Raw genomic sequence first — 3760 nt, 5'->3', positions numbered from 1 at the left:
TTGTTAATTTGTAATTAATTGTTTGTCAGACTTAAATATACAAAATAATTCGGTGATTACCAACTTTTAAAGATACTTTCTTATCCCGAACTCACGTAGTTTATGATGCAGGAAGCGCATTGCCGGCTCACGTACAAAACCTGATCGATGCAGGTCATGACCTCATGACGGATGAAAACGGAAATTACTACGGTATATCCAATTATGTAACCGGAGAATGTATCAATCCTTTAGTACAAAGAAACCTGATGCAGACAGAAACAACCAACAGCTCCATGATCGGTAATATCGCTTTGGATATCACTCCGTTTAAAGGATTTGTATTTACATCCCGTTTAGGAATCCGGTTCAACCAATACAATGCACATGTCTACAAACCCGGATTCTACTATAATTCTGAAATGAACAACAGTACTCCTTCTGTAAGTGATGCCGATGCGACAACAACCTACTGGCAATGGGAAAACTTTGCATCCTACAACAAAAGCATCAATAAAAATAATTTTACCGTTATGGTAGGTACAGCCGTATCACAATACGAATACAAGACAGTCAATGCATCCGGCTATCCACTGCTGAAAGATGAGGAATCATTTGCAGACTTAGACTTCGTATCCTCTCAGGCCGGTTCTAACGTTGGCGGTACAACTTTAACAGACCGTAAGGCATCTTTCTTCGGTCGTGTCAACTATGATTACGACAACAAATACCTGTTTGAAGCAACTCTGCGTTGTGATGGTGCCGGACTTTCAATACTTCCAAGAGATAAAAGATGGGGAGTCTTTCCTGCTTTCTCATTAGGTTGGGTGATTACCCGTGAGAACTGGTTCCCGCAAAATACTCCTATATCTTACTTAAAAATACGTGGCAGTTGGGGACAGAACGGTAGTTTGAGTAACCTTCAGAATTACTCGTATGCTTCCAATATCGCTTCTTCAGGCTCAGGCCTAAGCTATCTTACATGGGCATACATCAATGCTTCTTACCTTTATCCACTGGCAGATGGCAGTTATGTTACGGCAGCACGTCCGTCTTCACTGGGCAATTACAATCTTACGTGGGAAACCAGCGAACAAATCGACTTAGGAGTAGACTTACGTGCATTCAATGACCGTTTAAGTTTCGGATTCGACTATTTCCATAAAAAGACCAAAAATCTGATTACACAAAATACTCCGGCACTTGAAGCAGGAAATACAGCTTCGCCTATCAACGGTGGTAATGTACTGAATAAAGGATTTGAATTCGATTTAGGCTGGAGAAGCAACATCGGTGATTTCAATTACAGCATCAACGCCAACTTATCGACATTACACAACGAAGTAACGTATCTGGATCCATCTATCGACCGTATCAGCGGTTTAAGTCTGATGAGCTGGAATACCACTACCGCATTCGAAAAAGGATATCCTGTATGGTACTTCAGAGGTTATAAGACCAACGGCCTGACAGCAGACGGAGATGTAAACATTGTCGATGTCAACGGAGATGGAGCGATAAATACCAACGATATGACCATGATTGGAAGTGCTATACCCGACTTTACATACGGTGTTACACTCAATCTGGAATATAAAGGTTTCGACTTCACAGCATTCATCAACGGCTCTGTAGGAAACGATGTACTTTACGGCTGCCGTCGTCCGGACCGTCCAACAACCAACCGACTTGCCGAGTTTGCAGACAACCGCTGGAGCAGCTCGAACGTTTCCGCCAAATATCCTTCTGCTTACTACCAGACCACAAACACCAATTTCTGGTGCAGCGACATGATGGTATTTGATGGCTCATACATGAAAGTAAAACAGCTTCAGTTAGGATACACATTCCCGAAAAACCTTATGAGCAAGTGTGGTATCACCAACTTACGCTTGTCTATTTCACTGGAAGATTTCTTCACCGTCACCAGCTATCCGGGTATGGATCCGGAAGCAAGTGCCAGCGACAACAACAGTATCGGTGTTGACCGCGGATATTTCCCCAATGCAAAAAAAGTTATGTTCGGAGCATCCTTATCCTTCTAACAACCTAAAAAACAGATATTATGAAAACAAAATATATATTTAAATCCATAGCCTTATCAACGCTCATATCCTTGTCATTGACGGGATGCAACGATTTTCTCGACACTACCCAGCGAGGAGTAACTCCGCAAGAGAACTTCTATCAAACGGACGCCGAAGCTCTACAGGCACTTTATGCCATCTATGATAAATTACAAAGCAGCAATCTGAATACATTCGAATACAAAAACATACTTTCGGATGATGCACAGGCTGGAGGTGGAGGCAGAAGCGACAACAGTACCGGTAATGAATTGAATGAATTTGACATTCCGGCATCAAACACCATGCTGAAATCCATGTTCACAAAATATTATGAAATGATATATTGCTGCAACATCTTGCTGAAAAATGTCAAAGAAGACAGCGACACCAAAGAGCTCTGTATAGCAGAGGCCAAATGCCTGCGTGCTTATGCCTATTTTGAACTGGTAACTTTATGGGGCCCCGTTCCACTGGTAACCGAACCACTGGAAGCCGGCAACTACAATCAGCCCAATTCGACCATAGAAGCTCTTTACGCCCAGATAGAAAAGGACTTGAGCGAAGCTATTCCGGTACTGCCGCTCAAAAGTCAGCAAGGTGCCGCCCAAAAAGCACAAGTATCAAAAGGTACTGCCCAGTCACTCTTAGGAAAGGCCTATCTATTCCAGAAAAAATACGATGAAGCAGCTACTGCTTTCGAAGAAGTCATTACCTCAAAAGAATATGACCTTTATCCCGATTATAGCCAGATAACCCGTCAGGCATCCGAATTTGGCTGTGAGTCAGTGTTCGAGATTTCGTATACAGCCGACCTGACCGAAGTACTCGAAAGCACCTGCATCGCAGCCTACTGTGGTCCCCGCTCCGGTTATTTCAAGGCAGGAAGTACAGGTCTGTCGGAAACAGGCTGGGGAATGGTCAGTCCTGAACCCGGATTAAGAGAAGCCTTTCTGGAAGAAGGCGACCTGATCCGCCAGAAAGCCACCGTGCTGAATGAAGAAGACCTGGCTAATTACTATGGAGCTTCCATCCGTGCCTCAGACGGCTCACTACCTTATGGCTGCGACGGTCTGGTACGCACCAAATATGGCCCCTACATGGACGAAATAGCAGAATCAAACGAAAGTTACCACACCATTTCCGGTACCAACTTCCGCATCATCCGCTACGCAGATGTACTGTTAATGGCAGCAGAGGCACAAAACCGGAAAAGTAGTCCTGACGACATTAAAGCACAAGGCTATGTCAACGAAGTACGTAAACGTGTACAATTGCCTGCAATAAGCAGTACAGGAGATGCCCTTTTCGAAGATATCAAGAAAGAAAGACGACTGGAACTCGCCTTTGAGTTCGTACGCTTCCAGGATCTGGTCCGCTGGGGAGATGCAGAAAAGGTATTGAAAGAAAGCGGCAAGAAAACCTCTTTGGGAACTTACGACTCCAACGGCAATCCGATGTATTTTGAAAACCCGAATGCCGGATTCAAGAGCTACAACGTATTGATGCCATTCCCCGATACAGAAATCAGCGTAAACCCGAACATCAAACAAAACGAAGGATATTAATTTGAAGGAATTTATGAAATATCATCATTTATTTATCAGTGGATGCATGTGAGGGTGTGTCGTAATACGCGATTCACCCTCTTTTCTTTATCAACGATAAGAGTGTAGTTAACTTTTTCAGGCAGCGATATTCAGAAGATAATCTCG

The 3760-nt window shown here is 43.6% G+C and carries 2 protein-coding genes; both read left to right on the top strand.

What is annotated here, in order from left to right; all coding sequences use genetic code 11:
- The first annotated feature begins 119 nt into the window (after positions 1-119).
- Positions 120-2024, top strand: coding sequence for a SusC/RagA family TonB-linked outer membrane protein (locus tag ACZM60_RS14500; protein ID WP_489521843.1), 1905 nt, complete (start codon positions 120-122; stop codon positions 2022-2024).
- A gap of 20 nt (positions 2025-2044) precedes the next feature.
- Entirely contained in the window at positions 2045-3613 is a 1569-nt protein-coding gene (locus tag ACZM60_RS14495) for a RagB/SusD family nutrient uptake outer membrane protein (RefSeq protein ID WP_489521842.1), read from the top strand.
- Positions 3614-3760 lie beyond the last annotated feature (147 nt).

The sequence above is a fragment of the Phocaeicola sp. genome (assembly GCF_057861905.1).
This window is presented reverse-complemented; position numbering and strand designations above follow the sequence as displayed.

What these genes read in the sequence shown, in the direction of transcription:
- ACZM60_RS14495 (WP_489521842.1), top strand. Translation starts at nt 2,045, where the DNA reads ATGAAAACAAAATATATATTTAAATCCATAGCCTTATCAACGCTCATA.